Source organism: Bradyrhizobium quebecense, assembly GCF_013373795.3.
Taxonomy (GTDB): Bacteria; Pseudomonadota; Alphaproteobacteria; order Rhizobiales; family Xanthobacteraceae; genus Bradyrhizobium; species Bradyrhizobium quebecense.
Window position 1 is genome coordinate 1,364,634 of the sequence record NZ_CP088022.1, and the last position, 21,325, is coordinate 1,385,958.

Here is a 21,325-nt window from a genome sequence, read left to right on the forward strand (position 1 = left end):
GCTTCAGTTGTCTTCTGTGATCTTGCCCTTGCCGCCGCAAGTCTTACACTTGATCGGATAGATTTTGTGACCGGGCTTCGCCGACTGCATTACGGCCGGGAAGCCCGTTCCATTGCAGTGCGGGCAGATACGCTCTTTGATCTTCGTCTGCATATTGAGCCTTTCTGGCCCCTCAGTGTTGGACCACTAATTGTCAGGCGCGATCGCCGGCGGCAGCGGCTGCGTGGGCAGGATATCAGTATCAGTCTGATGCCCTCGCCACAGGGCAAGAACAAACACCAAGACGCCTGCGGTTATGATGATCGCCCCACGCATGCGAACACCTTGGACCCTCCGGCCAATACGCACAATTTGACAGAAGTCGAAGACCGCCTCAGTGAGCTTTAAGCGTAGGCTATTGCTCGCAGGCCCCGCTTTGACTCTAATCAATAGCCCCAAGGCCAAAGTGTACTTGGCTTGAAGTTACTTGCGCGAGCGGGGCTGGGTTTTTCCCGGTCCCAATTTCAAATGCGTCAGCAGGGATCGCCAAGAATTTGAATACTCTTGGCGATCCCGACGTTGGTAAGCGCTGTTCAGCGGCCACCTTCCGGATGACGGGGTGATCTGCGAGTCTGCGGTTCGGTTTGGACCGTTAGGCTTAGAATGGACACAGAGCATAGTGCTATCACGGAGCCGGTGCGGCGGCTTGAAGTCTTCACCGGAGCCGGCCGTCGGCGGAAGTGGAGCGATGGGGACAAGGCGCGGATCGTTGCGGAGATCGTGGCGAGCGGCGACTCGGTCTGTTCGGTAGCCCGACGGCATGGATTGTCACCGCAGCAGTTGTTTGGCTGGCGACGTCAGTTGCGAGAAGCAGCAGGCGGTCATTCCGCAATAGAAGAAGTACAGTTTGTGCCGGCGGTGGTGGATGCCGCGGTGCCGGCGCCCGCTGTTGACCGGGAGCGCAAAGCGGTGCGCTGCAAGGCCAAAGCGGATACCCGGGCTCGCCGTTGCGATGCCGGGATTATCGAGATCGAAGTCGACGGCATCATGATCCGGGCCGGTCGTGGTGCGGATACGACGATGGTTGCGTCGATTGTCCAGGCGCTGAAGGCGAGCCGGTGATCGGTCCGTCGGGTGCGGTCCGGGTGATGGTGGCGACCAAGCCGGTGGACTTCCGTAAGGGGATGGAAGGGCTCGCGACCCTGGTGCGCGAGAGCATGCGGGCAGATCCATTCTCGGGAGCTGTCTATGTGTTCCGGGCCAAGCGGGCGGATCGGATCAAGCTGGTGTTCTGGGACGGAACGGGTCTGTGCCTGTTCGCCAAGAGGCTCGAGGATGGGATCTTCCGCTGGCCGAAGATCGAGGACGGCGTGATGCGCCTGTCGGCGGCGCAATTGTCGGCGCTGCTGGAAGGGCTCGACTGGCGGCTTGTGCATGAGGCGCGGGAGACGTCGACGCCAACGCAGGCCGGATAGCTGTTGGCAGCGCTGCGGCGAAATGAATCAGGAGCGTCGGACGCGTCGCCAGATGGCGGCGAATATGCTCTGAATTGGGTGTGAGCGACGCCCTGCCTGACGATCCCGAGACGCTGAAAGCGATGCTGCTTGCCGAACGATGCGAGAGCGAACGGCTGCGTCAGATCATCAAGGAATTGCAGCGGCATCGGTTTGGCCGGCGGGCAGAGACGCTGCCTGAAGATCAGATGCTGCTGGGCTTGGAAGACGTCGAGCAGGTTGCCGCATACAACGAGACGGCACAGGACGTGAGCGCACCTGAAGGCCGTGAGGCGCGGGCTCGCACGCGCCGCGGCAACCGTGGCGCCTTGCCGATGCACCTGCCGCGGATCGAGGTCGTCGTCGACATCGAGGGCAAGACCTGTCCCTGTTGCCAGGGCGAGTTGCACCGGATCGGCGAGGATAGAAGCGAGCGGCTGGACCTGGTCCCGGCGCAGTTCCGGATCCTCGTGACCCGGCGTCCCAAATACGCCTGCCGGGCTTGCGAGGACGGGGTCATGCAGGCGCCGGCCCCGATTAGGCTGATCGAGGGCGGATTGCCGACCGAGGCCACCGTCGCCCACGTCCTGGTCTCCAAATATGCCGATCACCTGCCGCTCTACCGGCAGGCGCAGATTTACGCCCGCCAGGGCATTGAGCTCGATCGTTCGACGCTGGCGGACTGGGTAGGACAAGCTGCCTTCCACCTGCGTCCGCTGCATGACCGTCTGCTCGGCAAGCTCAGGCAACGGCCAAAGCTGTTCGCCGACGAGACGACGATGCCGGTGCTCGATCCCGGCCGCGGACGCACCAAGACCGGTCAGCTCTGGGCCTATGCAGCGGACGACCGGCCGTGGGGCGGTGCCGATCCGCCGGGCGTTGCCTATGTCTATGCCCCCGATCGCAAAGCCGATCGGCCGATCGCCCATCTCGCAGGCTTCGAAGGGATCCTGCAGGTCGATGGCTATGCCGGCTATGGCAAGCTCGCCGAGCGTGGCGATGTCCAACTTGCATTCTGCTGGTCGCACATGCGACGTAACTTCTACGAACTTGCCACACCCGGTCCCGCGCCCATTGCCAGCGAGGCGCTCAAGCATATCGCCGAGTTCTACGCCATCGAAAGGGACATCCGTGGTCGCGGCGCCGAGGAGCGTCGCCTCGTTCGGCAGCAGAAAATCCGGCCGCTGGCGGAAGCCTTCGAGCGATGGCTCCGCGCAAAGCTCGCGTTGATCAGCCAAAAGGGCAAGTTGGCCGACGCCATTCGCTATGCGCTCTCACGCTGGGAGGGCCTGACGCGCTTCATCAATGACGGCCGCATCGAGCTCGACAACAACGTCGTCGAGCGCTCGATCCGTCCGATCACGCTGAACCGGAAAAATGCGCTGTTCGCAGGCTCCGACGGCGGCGCCGAGCACTGGGCCACCATCGCCTCCCTGGTCGAAACCTGTAAGCTGAACGACGTCGATCCGCTCGCTTACCTGACCGACGCCCTCACCAGGATCGTCAACGGCCATCCAAACAGCGACATCGATCAGCTGCTTCCGTGGGCCTATTGTCGTCAAGACCTCAAAGCTGTGGCCTGAGAACGACGCTTACCGACGTTGGGCCGCTCAGACGTGTTTTTAGGCCAGAATGGGGTGTCGAAATGACGATGCATTCCTATAAGGACGTGGTGTATTCAGTCGTTCAGACCTGCTGTCCGATAGGCTGGAGATGGACCGTCCAGCTAATCCCCGGTCCTATCAGGACGGGAAGGACATCCTCGAAAGAAAGTGCCTTGTTCAAGGCGCTTCGAGCTATCGATCATTCCCTCAGCCCGCCAACGCCGCGAAGACGTCCAACCACGCCCCGCCAAATATAGGATTTAGCATTTCATTGAGGGTCGGCATCTGGCCCCTGGGCTTTGAAGCCGCCAGAGTCGTAACGATTGATCGGATGTCGTTGGGACCCATTGCACCCAAACGGCATGCAGCCTCACCAAAATTCTTCCTTTGGTTACGAGTTTGATCTCTGTCAACAGGAGCGGCTGCTGAGGGTCTAAACAGAGAATGCGTAGACCCCCTACGCATCCCCACCCTAAAGCCGTCAGCTTCCCCAAGGCTGACGGCTTTCTCTTGGCCGAAGCTCGCTCCAGATCGTCCCCGCGCGGAATATCGCGGCGCGCGTCTCACGACAATGCATCGCAACCCGGGTTGTGCTGGATCAAATTGGTTCACCCGGCAACGGCCTACCTTCGCTTGGTTAACGAGGAGGCTATTTTGCTGGTCAGAGTCAACGCACCGAGCCGCCGTTCAGTTGACGGACACCTAACCGTCCTTGCTGGCGAACGGGTCTTCTCCAGCCAGTTCAAGTATCCTAGAGGGGCTGAGGTTTTCGGCGAGCGAGAGGACGCTGAGTACGTCTATCAAATCATCTCAGGAGCCGTGCGGACTTATAAGCTGCTCCCAGACGGTCGCCGACAGATCAACTCATTCCACCTGGCCGGAGACATGTTCGGGCTGGAGAATGGCACAATCCATCGCTTCACCGCAGAGGCGATCGTTGAAACAAACGTTCGCATAATGCGACGGCGCAGCCTTATTGATGCGATGACAAACGAAGGCGGGGGCGCAACGAAACTGCTCATTCTGTTCACCCGTAACCTTCAGCACGCAGAGAACCACATGCTTCTTCTAGGCCGAAAGAATGCGCTGGAGAAAGTGGCCGCGTTCCTGCTTGAAATGCACGAGCGGCTCGCTCACCCGAAAGAACTGACCCTGCCGATGAGCCGTCGCGATATAGCCGATTACCTCGGACTGACTCTGGAAACTGTATCGCGCGCGCTATCAACGATGCGCGACAGAAAGATGCTTTGCTTCAATGGGGTGACAAACAGAAAAATCGTGCTGCTTGACCGAGAAGGTCTCGCAGAAATCGACACATGAATTTCAGGGCGTCTGGGCCAGGGACAATGTTTCGGGGGCGCACAGGAGCAACCAGCATGCCGCTAGCAGCATATTCTTGGAAGGTTGGAGCAGTGTTGCTCGCACTGCTCTTTGTTGCGAATTATTGGCTGCCGAAGGCCCCGACCGTCGATCAAGCGGCTGCGGACCGGCCTGCCATACGTATCCATTCAGATCGCAAATGGCCCGAGCGTGTTGTCTTCGATACCCGATCGCCGGTGATCGTTGCGGCCGTGCCCGTGACGGAGGCGGCGACCGAGGTCGCAACTTCGTCGGATGTAGCCAAACAGGCCGTTACCGTCGCACACAACCCGGTGATAGCGAATTCATTCGCGATGCTGCCCAAACCGGATACACGCCCGGCTACGACCGTCGATCGCAAGCGACAACACAAGAAGTCGCATCTTACGGCTCGACCGAGGCAAAGCGCCCAGTCGCAGATGCTTCTGGCGGCACGACAAGGGCAGTTCGGCTGGTTCGGCTTCAGAACCTGGTGATTGGCGTCCGGTCGGACGTTCCGTTATCGACAAGCTAGGATCGAGGTCGCGGGACGTGTCGTTGTGCGACATCTCATTCTTCGGTCTCGACCCGCTTGCAGTGGTCGCAACGGTACACCGTGACCTTCGGACGCAGACCAGTCCCTCTCATCGTGGCAACATAAGTCAAGGTGCGTGCGCACACCTCGCACAGAGGCTCGGCCACTGGTGTCACCTTTAGGGGCGAAATGGCGGATGCATTGGAACTCGCTGCCACGCTCATCCGTAAACACCTTGAAGCCGCTAGGAAGGCTGTCGGTTCTATTCTTGAATGAACTGGGGCCGTCGAATGCGGCGTTCGACGGCCCCTATGTTGGCCAGTATGGCTGATGGGGAAGTTTGCGCCATACTGACGAATATAATTAGGTAATTGAAATTCGATTTATCCTGAGCATTGCTACTCGCCTGATAGGCTCTGGCAGTGTCTTGGCTTCGTCAGCAAGCAACTGAAGCAACATTCTGCGGCGATCCGGATGCGTTTCCTTTTGCAATAACAACTGGTACCGGGTCATGTTTTGATCCGCGATGAATCTTTCCATCGCATCAGCCATCGATCGCCCCCTCTCCATCAGCGGCGGGAAGTCAAAAACGCAGCAAACGCGCGTACCTTGGAGCTACGTTTCAAAAAATCGCTACTGCAAACGGAGCGAGGCCTGAAGAGTTTTCTTGCACCAAAACTTGCAAACTTTGCTCAATTCAGAACGTCACGATCTGGAGATATTCTTGGCAAGATTTGAGCAATTGATCCGAAGCAGTTGATCTAGATCAGTCCCGGAGGCATTTTTGTAAGATTGACTACTTCGATTAGATTAGAATCGGTAGCGCTAGATCCTTTCCACCATGTTGGATGACCGTGAAAGCCTGTTGAGTCGGTCTCCCGTCATTCGGACAGGTGATCCGGAAGAGATGCGACATGCGCTGTTTACGGTCTATGGCGCGAGCGGATTTGAAGTCCCTGATCCCGACGACTTCGAAGGTGTGGCAAACTACCTTCGACTCTCAAATGTCGGCCTTGGCTTTTGCGGGTATGGCGCGAAGACAGTCGTCGAATTTCCTGAGGCCGATTTCGCAAGATTACAAATCGGCCTCAAGGGTGAGGCGGGCGTCATTCTGGGCAATAAGACGACGATGCCGGTCAATCAGCAGCACGTGGTCATTACGTCACCCGGACAGCCGACAACCATAATATTTGAACCCGAGTTCGAGCAGTTGATCCTTCGCATCAAAGCTGCAGCGCTGGAGAACGCCTTAACAACCCTGCTGGGCGCAAAACCCCGGACGACGCTGGTGTTTGACCCGACAGCTGCTCCTACGCAGCCAAGCGCTCAGCTGTTACGCGAGCTGACCTTGTTCCTAGCCAGCCAGTTGAATTCGACGGCTGCGCACTTGCTTAAACCGATGCTCCTTGAGCTTGAGCAAGCGCTAATCGTCACGCTCCTCTCGGCTCACCGGCATAACTTCACCGATGTTTTGGAAAGCCCGGCCAAGGAGCCATCTCCGCTCGTGGTCCGCATGGCGGAAGAATACATAGAAGCAAATTGGACACGCGCTATTACGATTGAGGATCTGGCATCGCAAACGAGTACCAGCATCCGCAGTCTCTATGCGGCTTTCAGAAGAAGCCGTGGATACACTCCGATGGCATTTGCTAAAATGGTGCGTTTGCAACGCGCGAAAAAGATGCTCCAGGAAGCAAATCAACGGACTTCCGTCTCTGAAATCGCTTTTAAATGCGGTTTCGGAAATCTTGGCCATTTCGCGAGCGACTTCCGCAAATTATTCGGCGAGCTTCCGTCTGAAGTGCTGGCACGAACTCGGGGGCGCCTTTAACTCTCTCTTTCCCGTTAATGGCTAGGCGTGTGCATTGATGATGTCCGCGGCAGGTCAAGCTTTACCCTCAAGAAGCCGCCATCCCTCTCTGTGTGGGCAGCGCGAGTTGACGGAAATGCTCGATCTTGTTGTGTCTACGCTACCCTGAACGCCAGTGATGTTCGCTGCGTTGACCTGAGCGCTGGTCTTGCATGACGGTCATGATCCGTCGGGCCGATGTCGCTGGGGCCGGATTCGGCGCTAGAGTGGGTGGTCTTGCATAAGTCCATGCAGGATCGCCAACTGCTGGTTGGTAACTGCCGACATTTCGCTTGCGATCATCTCCAAATCGGCAATCTGGCTGATATCGAGTTCATCGAGTTCGTCCACATTCGTCGGCAACATTGCGAGTAGCCGACAATAACGGTGGTGTAAGTCCGCCAACTTGGCGCGCTCAGCCATTGGCACGCAATTCACTAGAATTATCGTGATCGTCCGCATCGCGATGCCATGGAGCGGCGTCCCAAGGTTTTCGCAGAAGAGGCTGCTGACGGGCCAGCGATTTTGGGTCAGTTCGAGCTTGCGGTGCTAGCCTCAACCTCGTCGCCAGCATCGCCTGAACTTTGACCGCTTGCACCCACGTCGCCACCTTTTCGGCGTCATACGCGGCAGATCGCGCCAGCAACGTTGCCTGAATATACGATACGAGTAACGGCGTGTCGCTCTCGCGGAAGTGCGTAGGATCGCAGCACCGCACCAGAGCGGCAAACGCCGACCTCTCGTTGACATTCAGCGACGACGGCACCGGTATCCGTGATCCTACCAGGCGCATGGCGGAGACGCCTTCAGGAGATTTTCGACCGCGTTGCCGCATTTAGGTGACCCCTAGAGAATCTGGACGATTAGCAAAACAAGGCTCAAGGCCGGTCGGTCAAGCGAACGAGTTGGACTTGAAGTAGTCCCCCCCGGCCCCCATTGACGTTGCGTGAGTCGGCGGAGGGAGCATACAAATCTGCGGTGATGGTGTAGAAGACTTCTCGCACGTGCTCGTGCCCATCCTCCGACACCACCACCGCAACGTATCGGCGAGAACAACGCCGATGCGATCCTCATATTCGCTGTTGTCCCTGCGGTCTTCAAACTACCAACCGTACGGACCCTTTTTACGAAAGATCGGCCGTCCACCGAACTGGAGGTCTAGGTCTAGATCAGCCGACCAACGTTGCGCACGCGGCTTATGCCCCTTCAAGACAGCTGCTGCACGCTGCCGTGAGCCTTTGGCCCGCGCATACAAGGCTTTGGTTTCCGCGCTCATGCCGATCAGCCCGACGGGCGGCTTGGTTTTCGATGTGGCCGACGGTCTCGCGAGCAGCGCTCTCGCACGGGCCAGAGACGCGCGCGCATGTGCCTGCCTCTCGGCCAACGAGGCATCCGTCGACTGTTTGAATATTGCCCTGATCACGCCAGCGGAGACACCAAGACCGCGAGCTTCCAACATCAGGGCGTTTGCATTTGCTGGAACACTGCAAACGCTGCACTCGACGAGCCGCTGCTGCAGGTACCGGGTGCCGCCACGCTTCGAGCCGGGGCGAGGCATCGAATCGATCGGATGAAATCCGACAGAACACGATTTCAGAATGCCTGCAAAAACTAACTTGCGAACTTCGTCGATCCTGTTCGATGTTCCTTCTGGTGCGAGTTGCAGATGACCGCGCAGCTTGCCGCCCTCGACCCGGACATTGACCCATCGGCCAATCGGAAAATCTGGATTGTGGCCGAGCAACGCAATCGGATTACGTTTGAAGTCATCGAGAACCCAACCGGATGGATCGATTGAATCGTCGTAAGCGTCAACACTGGCATCGCTGAAAATAAACTCTAACGGGCTATCGTTGTCCTGCGCGATGGTTTTGCGAACGACCGACATGGCTCAATCCCTCACTCCCAGTCTCTTGCGACGCTACAAAGGGCCATTTCAAAAACCCGCTGATCGGTTGCGTCTAGGCGCGTTGTCGCGAACAGTGTGGAGCGAGCGGCCTCCACAAACTCGCGCACCCTACGCTTATCGTCCGCGCTCAGGCCTTGAGCCATCTTCACGATCCTCGCCAGCATCGAGACGATCTCTTCCACTCCACCCATCGAGGCCGGATTGACCACGGGGCTGGCGGACATGGTCGTAACCGCGCGGGTCTCACTGATGCGATCTCCGCCGCCGATCCGCGTCCCGTTCGCACTGTAGACTTCACCGTCGATCAATACTGCAACCGCACGCATGGTTCGCACTCCGGTCCCGATCGTAGCCCGGATTAGGGCGCTGATGACGCAACGCGTTGCATCTATTTTTTGGTCTTGATTGCATCCTCGATGAGTCGTCGCAGCACTCGCGAGAACTGTTGGTTCCACGCGGCTTCGGTAATCTCCAGATTGCGGTCCTCCGGCCGGACCGGCTCCAAACCAACGATGATCTTGGCCACGGTCGAATTCGGCAGCCAGACCCGATAGCAGCTAAGCGGGTCGCTGCGGCTTAGCCGGTCGATCCTGCGCTTCTTGCGTGACCGCGCTGTCGAGGCATTGACGGGCTGATTGATGTCGGTCAGCCGAATGCGCGGGACCGCACCACCGACCCTGCGGCGCGGCCGGGAGACCCGCTTCACGACGGACTTCTGTTTCAGTTCCTCGAAGCACTTCGGCTGGCCGATGCTCGGCCGCTCGGTCGCGATGGTGCTTGCGGCCAGGCTCACCGGATGGATGCGTAGCATCGGCCTGCTGCCGCCCGGTCGCGCGGTCGCGATACCGGCGGCCCGCATGAACAGGCTGGCCTGACCGGTCACCGGGTCGAGCCTCACGCACGCGCTCGCCGGGCCGCTGCTGCCCAGCTTGGAGGCCTTCCATGCGCAAACGTCGGCGGCGTTGCGAACGTGATGCGCCTCTACGGCCTTCGGATCGATGCGGTGTCCGGCCATTTGCGAACTCTCGAGTTTGGGCTGTAGTGGTTGTGATCGATACCGAGACACCTCGCTCTGGCAAACACTCAAAACACCCATAACACTGATTTAGCTTTATGAGATTCTAAGCCGCGCCAAGAGGCGGGCTCAGGGTTTCAGGAACTTATAACCAGCACGGGACGCACCAAAATAAGTCTTACAGAAAGGTGTTTTTCGGTGTTTTGACGGGTCTAGAATCTCATAGAGCTAAATCAGTGTTTTCGGTGTTTTGGGTGTTCAGAACGAGGGGCTGTTGAAGTCGAAAGCCTTGGCTCGCGCCGCCATTTCCGCCTCCCGCTCGCCGTCCGCTTTGCTCTCGATTTGCTTGATCATGGTCCTCACCGCCTTAATCTGGTCGGAGTAACTGAGCGCCGCCTTGGCGTAGACCTGTTGCCGCTGCTTAATCTTTTCGCCGACGGGTTTGCCGTTCTCCCAACGGCCGCACATCCAGCTTTCAATGATCCAGAGCCCTTGCTTGTTGTCCGGATTGGGCGTGCGCGCATAACCACACATCTCCAGCCGATGCGGCAGCACCTTCTTGTTGTCGCGCTTGTTGATCCAATCCTCCAGCTCGGAAAGCCCGGCCTGCTTGCCCACGTGCTCGGTCAATTGCGCCAGCGTCAGCGCGTCGGGATTGCCCATGCGCTCGATCAGATCAGTCAGCTCGATCTCTTCGGACGGAACGCCGCTGGCGACGATCTCGTGAAACGCCACTGTCTTCGGCGGCGGTGCCTTGGGGTTGAAGTTCTTCAGATCGAAGCCGCGCAGGAACACGGCGACGTTGCGGATGCCGCCCTTTTCGACCAGCCAATCCCACAGCTTGATCCAATATTGTTCGGTGAAGTCGTCCTTGGTGCGATGCGACCACGCCACATAAGTACGTCGATCATCGGCAGGCAGATAGATGCCTCCGGTCTTGTGATTGGTCGTCGTGATGACGGCGCAGCAATTGAAGATGTAATGCTCGCGCAGGTTCTTTTCGTTGATGCGATGTGTCGGTGGTGGCGCAGCGCAGATCGTCTTCATGTGTTCGTAAAGCTGATACCTGTTGACATCACCGAGATCGCGGGCCTCGCTGATGCGCAGCACGACCGCGCGCAGGTAGCCATTGAACTGGCCGAGCATACTGGTCGGGCTGATCTCCTGAAAATTCCACGGGCCAACGGCGTACCGGATCGGCTCCAACAGGCTATCCTTGCCGATGCCCTGCGCGCCGCCCAGCAAGAGATTGTGGTTGATCTTGTCGAACGGCTTCTGGCAGCGGTGCGCCAGAAACTTGAGGATATGTTCAGCGTCATCGGGATAGATCGCCTTGAGGTGATCGTACCACGGCCGGATGTCGGGGATGACGTTGGCGCTTGCCAGAGCGCTACTGTCGAGTGCCGATGGACGATAGAGATTGAAGATCGACGCGCCGACCCTGTCGAGCCAGCCTCCGTCGCACACCAGCCGGTCGCGAATGACTTCTGCGAACCCCGGCACCCATGACAATTGCTCGACCCGCCTGTTTCGATCTAGCCACGCACTGGCTGCCATCAGGATCGGCTCCTTGGTCTTCTTGTCGAGCAGCGGCGAGCCGTCGCGCTTGGTCAAAGGCATCGGCGGGATGCAGGCATTGACCGACTTGCCAGGCCACATCTCGCGTGTCGGGATGAACAGATAATCACCGGCCGACATCACCGAGACGAAGTCATCCACTGTGATGGATCGCACCTCTACGTATTTTCGCTCGGCGCTGGCAATCGCATCGTCCAGGTATTTGTCGGATATGTAGCGGGTCATATCGACCACGTTGCGCGTCGGGTTCTTCGGTGCGGCGTTGATCGCGTCGCGCAGCAACGCCTTCAACTTGCCCCGGTCGAACGGATTGCCTCGATGCAGCGAAACGTAGGATGCAGCGGCGCGCGTCAGCACATCGTTGAAGCCGCGCTTGCCGATGCCGTCGCCGATCTCGGACAGGATCGCATCGAAGCCGTGAACGCGATCTTGCCTGCTGTCGTTGTTGTTGTTCGGCCTGGTGTCGTCGCTCTTGCCCGCAGGCGGGCCTCCGTTCGCTTCGTACTGCTGCAAGTCGTCGCGCAGGTCGATGAAATCGCCAGCAACGACAACAGCGCGATGGTCAGGCTTCGGGCTGTCGCTCAACCAGCCGAAATAGTAGCTCTGGCTCAGTGCGAACGTCTCGGCTCTGGCGATCTCGGCGTCGCCGAGCTTGGCTTTCAATGCGCCGTTGAGCCGGGCCACCAGTTGCTTGCGCATCGCGGGCGGCTGCATCTTTGAGTAAGGTGTCAGCACGCGCCAGCGCGGCGTCGCCGGGGTATGCGACGCTGACGTGTACAAGACCGCGCAAATCCGCAACTCCGTGATGGCGAAGACGGCAGCATCGAAAGCGATCTTCTCGAAATCGTAGTCAAGTTCGCCGCCGCTGACCTCGATGACGTTGCCATCATGGCGCAGGCACCCCTTGTCTGATGGCATGCTGCCGAACCGCGCCATCTTCAGCCACGGCAACTTGGATTTCTTGCGAGACGAGGCGTTGCGGACGCGCTCGGCCAATTCCTCCAACGTCAGCTGCTCGGTAGTCAACGTCTTAGCGGCGGCGTTTTTGAAGAAGGTGACGTGGTACTTCTTGTCGCCTTGAATTGCGCCGGGCTCGGCTTCGTGGTAATTGTCCATCGCGAAAATCCCATTTCGCACACACACAAGCGTTGATGAGATGCCACCAGTGCCCCCGCTGGTGGCATCGCGCTTTTCACGCGTCGGCGGTCTCGGTGATGCCGAGCGCGGCCTTCAACTCTGGCGCGTAGTTGAAATACTCCAGCAGGTTCCTGCGCCAAACCGTCTCGGTGTCATCGAACTCGTCTGTGATCTCGGCGTAGTAGATGACATGAACACGATAGTCGTCGGGGATATCATTGAGGATCAGGTCTGAGGTCGCCTTCCACCACGCCTTGTGTAACGAAAACCGTTGCCGAAAACGCTCATCGTCCAAGAAGCGCGAACAAGGATGCTGGGGATGGGGAGCATGGTAGCTCTCGACTAACCAGCTGCCGAGTTTGTATGCGATACCTGCATCGACGTAGATCGCGCCATAGCTGTCGCCGTAGCTGTAGCTTTCCCGATCCTCCCACGTTTCGGATTCAGGGTTCTTTCTGTAGAAGCCGTGAGTCATCAACGGTGCCCACGGGTGCGTCGCCACGATGGCCCTTAACTCATTGTCGGTCTTTGGGGTCTCGGTGCAGATCAACGCTTTCTTGATATTCATCGCAGTCTCCTTTCTGGGGTTTGCACTTCACACTTTCAGTCGTTCGACGCTGCGACGGGAAACCGCAGCTTTTGCACGGTCTGCCAGAGCAGCGCGGCGGTCTCTTCATTGCACGCGTGGTCACTCATCCATTGCCGGATCATGGTGGCGCGATCGTCTCGGCCAGCCTCGAACATCAGGCGGCGTTCAATCGCGGCGATCTGTTCGGTGATGGGCTGTTGCTGCATCATGGAGCGACACCACAGGCCATTACCATTTCGAAACTGAGCCCGTTGAACCCGTAGGCAGTTTCGGCGTAATCAAGTTCATCGCGCATCGCATCGAACAACTCAGGCCATTGCTCGACGGGAATTTCGTCTAGCCGCTTCAGCAAGATTTGCTTGATCTCAGAGATGCACAGATAAAGGGACTCGTGGGATTGGTAGTAGGTGGTCATCTTGCTTCTCCTCTCTTCTGCTTCATGGTTCTGCAGCAGCACGCTCGCGCGTGCCGTCAACAAAACTGGCGCGACAAAAAAGCCCAGCTTTAAGCCGGGCTTTCTTCCGCGTGTTTTGCTGCTTCCTTCTCGCGCTCGGCGGCGGGCTTGCGCCCCTTGCCGCGTCTCCGGTTCGGCTGGCGCTCATCAACGGTGGCTTGCCATTCGATGAGTTGATCTTCGAACCAGCAACGCTTATTCGCGGAAACATAGGTTGCGCGCGGAAATTTTCCCGATCGTTCTAGTCGCCATAAGGTTGTGCGCGAGAACGGGACGATGTCGAGGACCTGATCCTCCATCAGCATTTTTCGAAGTCCGGCCATAGGCGAACTCTCCCGCTTGTTGTGGGTCCAACAATCCGGGCGGCGAGTTTCTGGAGATGCCCGGCAGCGCCTGCGCTTTTTGATTTTGATTCCGGACACGCTCTGAGTGCCGAGGGCCGGGGCGGGCGAGTGCAGCACCGCTTGGGTGCGAGGGAGTACAATAACTCTATCCCGACTCCGTCTCGATCACAACACGGTTTAGGCCGGGCAGCCGTATCTCACCGTGTTTCAGTCCAGCCCGGTGCTGGCACTAGGGCCTATCCGGGCCCGGCCGCTGAAAAACTGCAAAATCCTCGGGAAAATGGCCTTGACGTCAAGTCCACACGACTTCACCGTCCGCCTCATGCATGCTCGTCAGTCACGCGCGCGGCGGCCACCGCATCTCACCGCAACACCCGTGACGATCGCGAAGCGTCCCTCGATCGGGTGAGACGGGCAGACCATGAGTTGAACTTCTGATAAAGCGAAATATTTTAGGGCTTGAGGATTGACAGGTTTTGGTGAGTTGCCCGTCGTGTCGAATGAACAACACTCGTCGCAGGACGACCTTCAGGCCGTCAACATTTCCTTATAGAACATTCCGGCGTAGGCGAGGTCGATCTTTGGGGCGGTCTTCGCGGTGAGCCTTGTCGCGCTGTCATTGCCAGTTTCGCTTCGCCGCGCAAAGGTAGGGCAGATGGTCGGCGGCGGTGCCGATGAGACGCCGCGCCGACGCATCCGCGCCCAAGGCAACTTTATCGAATACGTGGCTCTCGGGATTATCTCGCTGGGGCTGGTCGAGGCGCATGCCGTTCCGGCCTGGATCGTCGTCGCCATCGGAGCAACGCTCGCATCTGGGCGGCTGCTGCATGCAATCGGCATGCTTGGCGGATCGGCACCGGTGCGCGGCTTCGGAATGCTCTTGACTTATGCGGCGCTGCTTGTCGCGGCTGGATGGCTCATCATGGACGCTGCCTTTTGAGGCGGTGCCGCGCCGTAGGATGGTCGAGCGCAGCGAAACCCGTGGTCCGTCCGCGCGGCCACTTGAAGCGTATCGCTTCCGCCCTCGTTCTTCGAGCTATGGCGCACCAGTCGCTCCACTCGTCGGATGCGACTATTTCAGTTGTGTGTTTGCGATCGGCATGATCGACGCGACGTGCCAGCCGTTTGCATCGTGAACCAACGTCTGGCTGATCAGGAACTTGTTGTCTTGCGACGGCTGGCCCGGAAGGCCCCGCGTGAAAACGATCGGAACAAGGATCTGCATGACGTCGCTTGAGATCACCGTGGCACGGAATTGCGACATGTCGGGCTCGAGATGCCATGTGCCCTGGTAGTATTCCTTGAACCGATCGGCGACGGCATCGGGCCCTCTGGTCTCGACGCCTCGCCCGTACCAAAGCATGTCGGGTGAATTCCACAGCATCGCCTTCACGCCGGTGACGTCATGGGCATTTTGCGCGGCGACGAATTTGGCAAAGAACCCGCGCGCCTCGGCTTCACCGGCGGCGGCGGATACTCGCCCGCCCGCGGCGATCGCCAATGCTATAAGGAGAAATGCGGTGCTGACCGAGCGATGGCGCATGAAGGCCGAGAGGTTGCTAGGCATGGTGCGAGCCCTTATTGATGATGTATATCATGATTGCATTCATGATGATTGTCATGTATAGAGTCAAGCGGGTTCGGAGACGCGCACATGAAAGTGAGCAGGGAACAGGTCGCAGAACATCGCGCACGGATATTGGCTGTCGCCGCCAGCCTGTTTCGGCAGCGAGGCTTCGACGACGTCACTGTAGCTGAGGTGATGAAGGAGGCGGGCCTGACGCACGGCGCTTTTTACGGGCACTTCCCGTCCAAGGAGGCGCTGGTCGCGGAAGCAGTCGGGCAAGCGCTGCCCGTGGCGCCTGACACGGCCGAGCCGCGCCGCCGGGCGGCGGAATTTGCCAACGGTTATCTCAGCGTCAAGCACCGCGACAACCGCGCCACCGCTTGCCTGTTCTCAAGTCTGGGAACGGAAGCCGCGCGAGGCTCCGCTGATCTCCGGCAAAAAATGACCGCAGCCGTCCGCAGCCGGATCGATCATCTCACTGTTGATGCAGGGGGCGACACGCCGCGGGGGAAGCGGCGCGCAGCGATCTCCGCTTGGTCGGCCATGGTCGGCGCGATGGTGCTTGCCCGTTTGGTCGACGATGAGAAACTCTCAACGGAAATCCTGAGCGAGACGCGGGCGTCTCTTCCTTTTGCATAGGGAGCACCGCGCAGGACGGACCAGCGCAACACAATCCGCCGCGGCAGCTCAACGAGACGGCGAATGCGCTGTGCTGATCCGTCCGGCGGGTTTGCAGGTCGTGATGGCGAGCGGGCGCTTCGCGATGTCGCCAAAGCACCCACGAATTCCGCCAGCCCTGCCGCGGCTCGCCGACTCGTGACCAAAGCGATCGCTTGCCATATCCAGACCAATTGGTCTATATATCGGCAATGAGCCGCCAAGCCCCAGTGCAATCGCTCCGTGGTCGCCCGCGAAGCTTCGACATCGAAGCCGCCGTCGAACGCGCCATGGATGTGTTCTGGTCGCGCGGCTATCACGCCACGGCGCTGCCGGACCTGCTGCGTGCGACGAAGCTCTCGCGTGGCAGTCTTTACGCCGCTTTTGGCGACAAGCACTCGCTCTTCCTGCGCGCGCTCGATCGCTACATTGCCGATGCGCTGACTCGGATGGATGTCGAACTCGACCCCCGCAAGGAACCGGTCGCCGGCCTGCGGGCCTACCTTGCCGGTTACGTCGAGCGCGCCAGCGGCGCTAATGGTCGGCGCGGATGCCTGCTGGTGGCGACAGCCATGGAACTGGCCGGCCATGATGCCGAGGTTGGCCGTCGCGTCGCGGGTTTTTTCAAAACCATGGAGGCCAGGGTGGCAGACGTACTGTCTCGCGCGGAGGCAGCGGGCAGATTGGCCGACGGCGTCGAGCCTGCAAGTGCCGCCCGAATTCTCGTCTGTTTCGTTTGGGGGTTACGGGTGGTCGCCAAAACGGCACAGACACGGATCACATGGCAAGCCACCGCTGACGCGCTTCTCGATCGCTTCATCAGATAAACAATAAGCCATGGACGCCCTCGCTATTGGCGCGCCCATATCTAGACTGATCGGTCTTGAAAGGAATGATGCCATGACTGCCATCCAGATCGTCTGCGCAGTGGCCGTTCCCCTGCTCTGGGGTTTTCAGTTCGTGGCCATCAAGGTGGGCGTCACGGAGTTTCCGCCGCTGTTCTTCCTCGCACTGCGCTTCCTGGCGATCGCGCTGCTGCTTGTTCCGTTCGTCAAAAAACCCACGCGTCAACAGTTCGGCCCTATCGCAGCTATTTCGATCTTCCTAGGTGGACTGAACTTCGGGCTGTTCTATGTTGGTCTTGGGCTCGGCTCGGGAAGCATATCGGCTGTCGCATATCAACTCGCGCCGCCTTTCACCGTCCTGCTGGCCTGGCCGCTGCTCGCGGAGAGGCCGTCTCTCGTCACGTCAGCCGGAGTGGTGCTTGCATTCGCTGGCGTGGTGGTGTTGGCAGCGGGGCCGGGGCTGTCCGCAAACGCGCTTCCGCTGCTGCTTGTGGTCGGGGCAGCCTTCGCGTTCGCGGTGTCCAACGTCCTGACGAAACGCTACGGCCCGTTTGATCCCCTGATGCTGATGGGATGGTCGTCGCTGCTCACGGTGCCGCAGGTGATGTTGATGTCGTTGCTGCTCGAATATGGACAAGCGGCCAGCCTTGTCACGGCTGATGGACGTGGCTGGCTGGCGCTCGCCTACACGATCTTCATCGGAGGCATCGTCGGGTTTGGCCTGTGGTTCTGGCTGATCGGGCGTTGCTCGATGGGCCGCGTCGCCCCGTTCGGTCTGCTGCTTCCGGTGTTCGCCCTGATCTCGAGCGTGATGTTCCTTGGCGAGCGCGTGACCCCGAAATTGATTGTCGGCGGGCTGCTCGCAATCTCCGGCGTCGCCATTACACAGGTAAGACCGGCGCAACTGCGTAGGGCAGATTAGCCGACCGGGTCCGCGCGAAGCACGGCCCGATGACGGGCTCCGGCGCAATCCGCCGTTGCATCCGAAGAAAGAACGGCGGATGACGTTTCGCTAATTCGCCCTACGCCTCGCCGCTACAGCGTCACCACGATCTTGCCGAGGTGCTTGTTGGCATGTGTTCGAACACCTTGCCGATATCGGCGAATTTGTAGGCATGGTCGCTCGACAGCTGCAGCTTGCGCGCCTCGACCGCGGGCCAGATGTCCTTGCGCACCTCGTCGACGATTTCTCTGACCTCCTCGATCGAGCGGGTGCGGAAGGTGCCGCCGAGATGCTCTTCACGCGCTGTCGAAGACCGCTCCACTCAGTCATTTTGCTGACGCATTCTCTGTCTTAGACGGGTACGAAACTGAAGACACGGTGTGAGGACCGCCCCGGTTCTCATAATGGTTCCGTCGCCGGAACTGGCGCGAATCCGCAAAGAATTGGCACGCGTTAACGCCTCCGCGTTCGTTTGACGATGTTTTGCGGCATCGGGAACCGGACGATCGAAAAAAATCAATCAAGGAGTTATGATGCTGTTTGGCTCGAGCGCCGCGATTTGCGGCGCGCTGGTTGCGCTCGCCATTTCTGGCACCGCTGCTCGAAGTGAAAACGGTGCGGTTCATTCAAGCGCCGTCGTCAACGCCGCGTGTGAGGATGCGATCGTTGGCGCGGCATCCATGTACAATCCGTTCAAGCCCGGCAAGGAGGAGGGCGGTCCGAGCACTGCCTCCGGCGAGCGCTATGATCGCTCGGTCTGGGCGGCTGCCATCAAAACGAGTTTGCGTCGGAAGTTTGGTGGGGTCCAATTTGGCGCGAGGCCGAAATATGCCCTCGTCGAGGCTGTAGGCAAGAAGGTCATCGTGAAGATAAATGACGTGGGGCCACTACGGCCTGGCCGCATCATTGACCTCAATGAGCGGACGATGCGCTATTTCGATCCAAGCCTGGAGCTCGGAGTCATTGGTGGCGTAAAGGTCAGCCCGCTTGCGGGAGATTATTGGATTCCCGGACCGGTCGGCTGAACAGCCCGGAATCCATTGAGCCGCGAAACAAGTGGTGGAATGGATTCTGGGCTCTCGCTTCGCGAGCCCGGAATGACGAAAGGAGAGGTGGTCCACCGCACTCCGCTCTACCAATTCTACGGAGCGGCGTGCACGGCTACAGCGTCACCACGATCTTGCCGAGGTGCTTGTTGGCTTCCATGTGTTCGAATGCCTTGCCGATGTCGGCGAATTTGTAGACCTGGTCGATCGGCAGCTGCAGCTTGCGCGCCTCGACCGCGGGCCAGATGTCCTTGCGCACTTCGTTAAAGATCTCGCGGATCTCCTCGATCGAGCGGGTGCGGAAGGTGACGCCGATGTACTGGATGCGGCGCGCCGCGTGCAGGTCGAAGTTGAAATCGCCATGGGTGCCGCCGAGCCGGCCGACATTGACGATGCGGCCCTTGACCTTGGTCGCCTTGAGGTTCTGGTTCGCGACGGGTCCCGAGATCTGATCGACGATCAGATCGACGCCTTCGCCATTGGTCGCCTGCAACACCTGATCGACCCAGCCGGGATCCTTGGAATCCACCGCGAGATCGGCGCCGAATTCCTTTAAGCGCCCACGGCGCATCGCATCGGTCGAGGATCCCACCACGAGCTTCGCGCCCTTCAGCTTTGCGATCTGCATCGCCATCAGGCCGACGCCGGAACTTGCCCCCTGGATCAGCACGGTCTGGCCCGCCTGCAGCGCGCCGTTGGTGACGACGGCATTGTGCATGGTAGCGAGCGCGACGGGCAGGGTGGCGGCCTCGTCGAAGTTCATGTTCGATGGGCTGCGGAACAGCCTGCCGTGATCGGCGAGCGTGTACTCGGCGAACGCCGCGCCGCCCGAGCCCATGATCTTGTCGCCGACCTTGACACCCTTGGCATCGGGGCCGAGCTCGGCAACCTCGCCGGCCCATTCCATGCCGAGCACGGTGCCGACGCCGCCGGCCGCGCCGTGGGCGTGGCCCTTGGTCATGCCGAGATCGGCGCGGTTCAGCCCGCAGGCGTGAACCTTGACCAGCACCTGCGTGCCCTTCGGCGTGGGCTTCGCAACGTCAGTGATTTCAGGGCCGTTGGCTCCGTACACATAGGCTTTCATGGGCTTCTTCTCGTTTGGGTCGTTGAACGCAAGGGTATGTGTTCCGTCATCCCCGCGCAAAGGCTTCGCCTTTGTCGCTGGAGGTGCGAGCGCTTGCGAGCCTCGAAGGATGCACGGCCCCAGTCGGGCCGTCGACCCTTCGAGACGCGCTTCGCGCTCCTCAGGGTGACGGATAACATTTTGTGCGCCAGTCGGGCCTATTCCGCAGCCAGGCGCTTGCCGCCGGACATCATCGCTTCCAGACGTTCGCGGATGATCGCTTCCGCCTCGCTCACGATGCGCGAGATCAGTTCGGCGCAGGACGGAATGTCGTGGATCAGGCCCTGCACCTGGCCGGCCGACCAGATGCCTTCGTCGGCATCGCCGGTGGCGTAGACCATCTTGCCGCGGGCGCCGGCGACCAGCTCGCGGACGTCCTCGAACTTGGCGCCTTCCTTCTCCATCTGCACGACCTTGGTCGAGATCGCATTCCTGGCGACGCGCGAGGTGTTGCGCATGGTGCGGAAGATCAGCTCGGTCTCGCGCTCGTCGTTGGCGACGATGCGTTCCTTCACCAGCTGATGGATCGGGCTTTCCTTGGTGCACATGAAACGCGTGCCCATGTTGATGCCTTCGGCGCCGAGCGCCAGCGCTGCGACGAGGCCGCGGGCATCGCCGAAGCCGCCCGAGGCGATCATCGGGATCTTCACCTTGTCGGCAGCGGCCGGAATCAAAATTAGGCCGGGGGTGTCGTCCTCGCCCGGGTGTCCGGCGCATTCAAAGCCGTCGATCGAGATCGCGTCGGCGCCCATCCGCTCGGCGGACAGCGCGTGGCGCACGCTGGTGCATTTGTGCAGCACCTTGATGCCGTGCCTCTTGAACTCGTCGACATGTTCCTGCGGCTTGTTGCCGGCGGTCTCGACGATCTTGATGCCGCTCTCGATGATGACCTGGCGGTATTCGGCATAAGGCGGCGGCTTGATCGCGGGCAGGATGGTCAGGTTCACGCCGAACGGCTTGTCGGTCAGCTCGCGGCAGCGCGCGATTTCCTTGCGAAGATCGTCCGGCGTCGGCTGCGTCAGCGCCGTGATCATGCCGAGCGCGCCGGCATTGGCGACGGCGGCAACCAGCTCCGCGCGCCCGACCCATTGCATGCCGCCCTGCACGATCGGGTGGTCGACGCCGAACATTTCGGTGAAGCGTGTCTTGATCATTCTGCCCTCGTTTCCATCAGAATTTTCCGCGACGCGGACGGCCGCGCACGGTGTTGTTTTTGGATGTCGAGGGAAGGATGCAGTCCTGTCCGGCAAATGTCTACCGGCGACCTGCGGCGCGCCCATGCGGAAATGACGGGGCGCGGCAGTCAGGCGAGGGCGAAGT

Annotated in this window: 25 protein-coding genes and 1 pseudogene; 11 read left to right on the forward strand and 15 right to left on the reverse strand. The window is 59.8% G+C overall.

Annotated elements, in window-relative coordinates:
* Positions 1-3: 3 nt before the first annotated feature.
* Positions 4-153: a zinc finger domain-containing protein gene (locus HU230_RS06325; protein ID WP_176532437.1), complete on the reverse strand. Its 150-nt coding sequence runs from the start codon at positions 151-153 to the stop codon at positions 4-6.
* A gap of 522 nt (positions 154-675) precedes the next feature.
* On the opposite strand from HU230_RS06325, the gene tnpA reads away from it, so the two are divergent.
* The 5 genes from tnpA (at position 676) to HU230_RS06350 (ending at position 4,911) form a co-directional block, all read left to right on the forward strand.
* Positions 676-1,101 (forward strand): IS66-like element accessory protein TnpA, encoded by a 426-nt coding sequence (gene tnpA / locus HU230_RS06330; protein ID WP_224924222.1) that lies wholly within the window; start codon positions 676-678, stop codon positions 1,099-1,101.
* On the forward strand, positions 1,098-1,454 hold the full coding sequence (gene tnpB / locus HU230_RS06335) for an IS66 family insertion sequence element accessory protein TnpB (protein WP_176529066.1): 357 nt from the start codon (positions 1,098-1,100) through the stop codon (positions 1,452-1,454). The genes tnpA and tnpB overlap by 4 nt, the downstream gene beginning before the upstream one ends.
* Before the next feature lie 122 nt (positions 1,455-1,576).
* Positions 1,577-3,055 (forward strand): IS66 family transposase, encoded by a 1,479-nt coding sequence (tnpC, locus tag HU230_RS06340; protein ID WP_176534836.1) that lies wholly within the window; start codon positions 1,577-1,579, stop codon positions 3,053-3,055.
* A 675-nt stretch (positions 3,056-3,730) separates the two neighbouring features.
* Positions 3,731-4,396: a helix-turn-helix domain-containing protein gene (locus HU230_RS06345; protein WP_224943061.1), complete on the forward strand. Its 666-nt coding sequence runs from the start codon at positions 3,731-3,733 to the stop codon at positions 4,394-4,396.
* Between the two features lie 95 nt (positions 4,397-4,491).
* On the forward strand, positions 4,492-4,911 hold the full coding sequence (locus HU230_RS06350) for a hypothetical protein (RefSeq protein ID WP_176532435.1): 420 nt from the start codon (positions 4,492-4,494) through the stop codon (positions 4,909-4,911).
* A 401-nt stretch (positions 4,912-5,312) separates the two neighbouring features.
* Here the strand turns inward: HU230_RS06350 and HU230_RS06355 are convergent, their stop codons facing one another.
* Complete coding sequence (locus tag HU230_RS06355) at positions 5,313-5,501, reverse strand: hypothetical protein (protein ID WP_173640767.1); 189 nt, start codon at positions 5,499-5,501, stop codon at positions 5,313-5,315.
* A 289-nt stretch (positions 5,502-5,790) separates the two neighbouring features.
* Between HU230_RS06355 and HU230_RS06360 the strand changes: the two genes are divergently transcribed.
* Positions 5,791-6,780 carry an AraC family transcriptional regulator gene (locus HU230_RS06360; RefSeq protein ID WP_176532434.1) on the forward strand — a complete coding sequence of 330 codons (990 nt, stop codon included), beginning with the start codon at positions 5,791-5,793 and terminating at the stop codon, positions 6,778-6,780.
* Between the two features lie 240 nt (positions 6,781-7,020).
* On the opposite strand, the gene HU230_RS06365 is transcribed toward HU230_RS06360, so the two are convergent.
* From HU230_RS06365 to HU230_RS06405, 9 genes are all read right to left on the reverse strand, one after another.
* Entirely contained in the window at positions 7,021-7,221 is a 201-nt protein-coding gene (locus HU230_RS06365) for a hypothetical protein (RefSeq protein WP_176532433.1), read from the reverse strand.
* Between the two features lie 679 nt (positions 7,222-7,900).
* Positions 7,901-8,686 (reverse strand): HK97 family phage prohead protease, encoded by a 786-nt coding sequence (locus HU230_RS06370; protein ID WP_176532432.1) that lies wholly within the window; start codon positions 8,684-8,686, stop codon positions 7,901-7,903.
* Between the two features lie 11 nt (positions 8,687-8,697).
* Positions 8,698-9,033 carry a hypothetical protein gene (locus tag HU230_RS06375; protein ID WP_176532431.1) on the reverse strand — a complete coding sequence of 112 codons (336 nt, stop codon included), beginning with the start codon at positions 9,031-9,033 and terminating at the stop codon, positions 8,698-8,700.
* Positions 9,034-9,095: 62 nt separating this feature from the next.
* Entirely contained in the window at positions 9,096-9,722 is a 627-nt protein-coding gene (locus HU230_RS06380) for a hypothetical protein (protein ID WP_176532430.1), read from the reverse strand.
* A gap of 258 nt (positions 9,723-9,980) precedes the next feature.
* Positions 9,981-12,416 (reverse strand): primase-helicase family protein, encoded by a 2,436-nt coding sequence (locus HU230_RS06385; protein WP_176532429.1) that lies wholly within the window; start codon positions 12,414-12,416, stop codon positions 9,981-9,983.
* A 76-nt stretch (positions 12,417-12,492) separates the two neighbouring features.
* Complete coding sequence (locus HU230_RS06390) at positions 12,493-13,005, reverse strand: hypothetical protein (protein WP_176532428.1); 513 nt, start codon at positions 13,003-13,005, stop codon at positions 12,493-12,495.
* 35 nt (positions 13,006-13,040) lie between these two features.
* Positions 13,041-13,235: a hypothetical protein gene (locus HU230_RS06395; RefSeq protein WP_176532427.1), complete on the reverse strand. Its 195-nt coding sequence runs from the start codon at positions 13,233-13,235 to the stop codon at positions 13,041-13,043.
* A complete protein-coding gene (locus HU230_RS06400) occupies positions 13,232-13,441 on the reverse strand; it encodes a hypothetical protein (RefSeq protein WP_176532426.1) in 210 nt (69 codons plus the stop codon). Before HU230_RS06400 ends, HU230_RS06395 begins: the two co-directional genes overlap by 4 nt.
* Before the next feature lie 89 nt (positions 13,442-13,530).
* The gene (locus tag HU230_RS06405; protein ID WP_176532425.1) at positions 13,531-13,803 is read right to left on the reverse strand and encodes a helix-turn-helix transcriptional regulator; all 273 of its coding nucleotides are present in this window, start codon (positions 13,801-13,803) and stop codon (positions 13,531-13,533) included.
* A 619-nt stretch (positions 13,804-14,422) separates the two neighbouring features.
* On the opposite strand from HU230_RS06405, the gene HU230_RS06410 reads away from it, so the two are divergent.
* Positions 14,423-14,764 (forward strand): MAPEG family protein, encoded by a 342-nt coding sequence (locus tag HU230_RS06410; protein ID WP_224943062.1) that lies wholly within the window; start codon positions 14,423-14,425, stop codon positions 14,762-14,764.
* A 132-nt stretch (positions 14,765-14,896) separates the two neighbouring features.
* On the opposite strand, the gene HU230_RS06415 is transcribed toward HU230_RS06410, so the two are convergent.
* Complete coding sequence (locus tag HU230_RS06415; RefSeq protein ID WP_176535118.1) at positions 14,897-15,367, reverse strand: nuclear transport factor 2 family protein; 471 nt, start codon at positions 15,365-15,367, stop codon at positions 14,897-14,899.
* 111 nt (positions 15,368-15,478) lie between these two features.
* On the opposite strand from HU230_RS06415, the gene HU230_RS06420 reads away from it, so the two are divergent.
* The 3 genes from HU230_RS06420 to HU230_RS06430 all read left to right on the forward strand — a co-directional run bounded on the left by HU230_RS06420 (position 15,479) and on the right by HU230_RS06430 (position 17,815).
* Positions 15,479-16,030, forward strand: coding sequence for a TetR/AcrR family transcriptional regulator (locus tag HU230_RS06420; protein ID WP_176532424.1), 552 nt, complete (start codon positions 15,479-15,481; stop codon positions 16,028-16,030).
* A gap of 230 nt (positions 16,031-16,260) precedes the next feature.
* Positions 16,261-16,875: a TetR/AcrR family transcriptional regulator gene (locus HU230_RS06425; RefSeq protein ID WP_176535117.1), complete on the forward strand. Its 615-nt coding sequence runs from the start codon at positions 16,261-16,263 to the stop codon at positions 16,873-16,875.
* 73 nt (positions 16,876-16,948) lie between these two features.
* Positions 16,949-17,815 carry a DMT family transporter gene (locus HU230_RS06430; RefSeq protein WP_176532423.1) on the forward strand — a complete coding sequence of 289 codons (867 nt, stop codon included), beginning with the start codon at positions 16,949-16,951 and terminating at the stop codon, positions 17,813-17,815.
* A 113-nt stretch (positions 17,816-17,928) separates the two neighbouring features.
* Here HU230_RS06430 and HU230_RS06435 read toward each other — a convergent pair.
* Positions 17,929-18,122, reverse strand: a pseudogene (locus HU230_RS06435) (quinone oxidoreductase); the annotation flags it as partial.
* 244 nt (positions 18,123-18,366) lie between these two features.
* Here HU230_RS06435 and HU230_RS06440 point away from each other — a divergent pair.
* Positions 18,367-18,861, forward strand: coding sequence for an RlpA-like double-psi beta-barrel domain-containing protein (locus HU230_RS06440; RefSeq protein WP_176532422.1), 495 nt, complete (start codon positions 18,367-18,369; stop codon positions 18,859-18,861).
* Positions 18,862-18,997: 136 nt separating this feature from the next.
* Here the strand turns inward: HU230_RS06440 and HU230_RS06445 are convergent, their stop codons facing one another.
* Positions 18,998-19,966 (reverse strand): zinc-binding dehydrogenase, encoded by a 969-nt coding sequence (locus HU230_RS06445; RefSeq protein WP_176532421.1) that lies wholly within the window; start codon positions 19,964-19,966, stop codon positions 18,998-19,000.
* A 197-nt stretch (positions 19,967-20,163) separates the two neighbouring features.
* The gene (locus tag HU230_RS06450) at positions 20,164-21,159 is read right to left on the reverse strand and encodes an NAD(P)H-dependent flavin oxidoreductase (RefSeq protein ID WP_176532420.1); all 996 of its coding nucleotides are present in this window, start codon (positions 21,157-21,159) and stop codon (positions 20,164-20,166) included.
* Positions 21,160-21,325: the final 166 nt, after the last annotated feature.

Bases quoted from the DNA above. Each gene is read 5' to 3' on its own strand.
- tnpC (WP_176534836.1), top strand. From the start codon at position 1,577: ATGCTGCTTGCCGAACGATGCGAGAGCGAACGGCTGCGTCAGATCATC.
- HU230_RS06355 (WP_173640767.1), bottom strand. From the start codon at position 5,501: ATGGCTGATGCGATGGAAAGATTCATCGCGGATCAAAACATGACCCGG.
- HU230_RS06415 (WP_176535118.1), bottom strand. From the start codon at position 15,367: ATGCGCCATCGCTCGGTCAGCACCGCATTTCTCCTTATAGCATTGGCG.
- HU230_RS06400 (WP_176532426.1), bottom strand. From the start codon at position 13,441: ATGACCACCTACTACCAATCCCACGAGTCCCTTTATCTGTGCATCTCT.
- HU230_RS06445 (WP_176532421.1), bottom strand. From the start codon at position 19,966: ATGAAAGCCTATGTGTACGGAGCCAACGGCCCTGAAATCACTGACGTT.
- HU230_RS06420 (WP_176532424.1), top strand. From the start codon at position 15,479: ATGAAAGTGAGCAGGGAACAGGTCGCAGAACATCGCGCACGGATATTG.
- HU230_RS06430 (WP_176532423.1), top strand. From the start codon at position 16,949: ATGACTGCCATCCAGATCGTCTGCGCAGTGGCCGTTCCCCTGCTCTGG.
- HU230_RS06395 (WP_176532427.1), bottom strand. From the start codon at position 13,235: ATGATGCAGCAACAGCCCATCACCGAACAGATCGCCGCGATTGAACGC.
- HU230_RS06390 (WP_176532428.1), bottom strand. From the start codon at position 13,005: ATGAATATCAAGAAAGCGTTGATCTGCACCGAGACCCCAAAGACCGAC.
- HU230_RS06365 (WP_176532433.1), bottom strand. From the start codon at position 7,221: ATGGCTGAGCGCGCCAAGTTGGCGGACTTACACCACCGTTATTGTCGG.
- HU230_RS06380 (WP_176532430.1), bottom strand. From the start codon at position 9,722: ATGGCCGGACACCGCATCGATCCGAAGGCCGTAGAGGCGCATCACGTT.
- HU230_RS06385 (WP_176532429.1), bottom strand. From the start codon at position 12,416: ATGGACAATTACCACGAAGCCGAGCCCGGCGCAATTCAAGGCGACAAG.
- HU230_RS06360 (WP_176532434.1), top strand. From the start codon at position 5,791: ATGTTGGATGACCGTGAAAGCCTGTTGAGTCGGTCTCCCGTCATTCGG.
- HU230_RS06440 (WP_176532422.1), top strand. From the start codon at position 18,367: ATGATGCTGTTTGGCTCGAGCGCCGCGATTTGCGGCGCGCTGGTTGCG.
- HU230_RS06450 (WP_176532420.1), bottom strand. From the start codon at position 21,159: ATGATCAAGACACGCTTCACCGAAATGTTCGGCGTCGACCACCCGATC.
- HU230_RS06325 (WP_176532437.1), bottom strand. From the start codon at position 153: ATGCAGACGAAGATCAAAGAGCGTATCTGCCCGCACTGCAATGGAACG.
- HU230_RS06405 (WP_176532425.1), bottom strand. From the start codon at position 13,803: ATGGCCGGACTTCGAAAAATGCTGATGGAGGATCAGGTCCTCGACATC.
- HU230_RS06425 (WP_176535117.1), top strand. From the start codon at position 16,261: ATGAGCCGCCAAGCCCCAGTGCAATCGCTCCGTGGTCGCCCGCGAAGC.
- HU230_RS06370 (WP_176532432.1), bottom strand. From the start codon at position 8,686: ATGTCGGTCGTTCGCAAAACCATCGCGCAGGACAACGATAGCCCGTTA.
- HU230_RS06375 (WP_176532431.1), bottom strand. From the start codon at position 9,033: ATGCGTGCGGTTGCAGTATTGATCGACGGTGAAGTCTACAGTGCGAAC.